This is a genomic window from Phenylobacterium sp., assembly GCF_036723115.1.
In the GTDB taxonomy this organism is placed as follows: Bacteria; Pseudomonadota; Alphaproteobacteria; order Caulobacterales; family Caulobacteraceae; genus Phenylobacterium.
This window is the reverse complement of sequence record NZ_DAIMHV010000258.1, coordinates 1-1,674: the sequence shown is the minus strand read 5'-3', so window position 1 is coordinate 1,674 and position 1,674 is coordinate 1. Positions and strand designations below refer to the sequence as shown.

General features: G+C 68.4%; 1 protein-coding gene. It reads right to left on the bottom strand.

Annotated features, from left to right (window positions below; translation table 11 throughout):
• Window positions 1-133: 133 nt before the first annotated feature.
• Window positions 134-1,674, bottom strand: a 1,541-nt coding sequence (locus tag V7D28_RS15250) for an N-acyl-D-amino-acid deacylase family protein (protein ID WP_333588230.1), incomplete at its 5' end; no start/stop codon positions are given.

The window sequence follows — 1,674 nt, the reverse complement described above, 5'->3', positions numbered from 1 at the left end:
GAGAACGGGGAGGAGAAGACGCAAAACAAAGTGTCCTGGTGCTGGGATCCGCGCCGCCTGGGCGACGCCATGTCCCTCTAACGCACCAGCACGAAACTTCCGTCGCCGTCCGGGAAATCTCCTGAGCGCCGGCTCATCGCTCCCGCAGCAGGACGCGACCGTGGCGCTGGTCGGTGACCGTCCGGTCGGTGATGGCGGGCTTTCCATTGACGAAGACGTGGACCATGCCCTCGGAATAGGCGTGGGGCTCCTGATAGGTGGCCACGTCGCGGATGGTCTCGGGATCGATCACCAGCACGTCGGCGAAGGCGCCCTCGCGCAGCACGCCCCGGTCGGGAATCGCCAGAACCTCGGCGCTGAGCCCCGTGGAGGAGTGGATGGCCTGGGCCCAGTCGATGACCTCCCGCTCAATCACGTAGCGGCGCAGCTTGCGGGGAAAGGCGCCATAGGCCCGGGGATGCTCCGCCCCGTCTCCGAACCTGGGCAGGGCGCCGTCGCTGGAGGTCATCATCCAGGGCTGGCGCATGAGCAGTTCCACATCCTTCTCGTTCATGTTGAACGAGACGATGCCCGCATTGCCCTTGATCAGGAGGTCGATGGCGGTGTCCAGGGGGTCCTGCAGATTGCGCCGGGCGATCTCGTCCAGGCGCAGGCCCTCCAGGCTGCGATCGGCGCCATAGCTGGAGATCATGATGGCGTTGGCCCCGGCCCGCCGCTCCAGATTCTCGGCCATCTCCTTGCGGATCAGCCCCCGCTGCTCGGGGTTCTGCAACCGCGCGGCCAGGGCCTCGCGGCCCCCCTCCTGCGCCCAGCCCGGAACCAGGGCCGCCGACAGGCCGGTGCTGGAGGCGGCGTAGGGGTACTGATCGGCCCAGATGGGCAGGCCCTGCGCCCGCGCCTCGTCGATCATGCGAACCGCGTCGTCCGACAGGCCCCACACCGAGGGACCCAGCATCTTCATATGGGTGACGATGCCGATGATGCCCGTCCGACGGGTGACCTCAATCACCTCGGCGACGCTGGCCAGCACGCCGACGTCATAGCTCGACTCGTCGCGGATATGGCTGGTGTGGAAGGCGTGCGGAAACGCCGCCGCCACCTTGGCGAGGGCCGCGATCTCGTCGGTGTCGGAATACTTGCCCGGCACATAGAAGGGTCCGCTGGAGAAGCCATAGGCGCCCAGCTCCATGGCCTCCCGGACCAAGGCCTCCATCCGGGCCAGCTCGGCCGCGGTGGGCTTGCGGTTGTCGAAGTTCATCACCGCCCGGCGGACGCCATTGTGGCCGATCATGGGGGCCACATTGACGCCTGGCGTCAGGGCCTGGATCGCCTCGATCTGCGGCTTCAGATCCGCCGGCCCGCCGCCGTCCGGATTGATGAACACCGTGGTGATCCCCTGGTGGAGGATGGGGACGGCGGCGGCCAGTTCAGGGGTCTCGATCTCTGGCGCTGCGTGGGAGTGGGGGTCGATGAAGCCGGGGGAGACGATCATGCCGGTCGCGTCGATGACCTGGCGGGCGGTGGCTCCCTCCGGCGCCTGGCCCACCAGGACGATGCGGTCGCCTTCGATGGCCAGGTCGGTGACGACGCCGGCTGCGCCAGTCCCGTCATAGACCGTGCCGCCGCGGATCAGGACGTCATAGGCCTGGGCCAGGGCCTGGCCCGACACCCCCG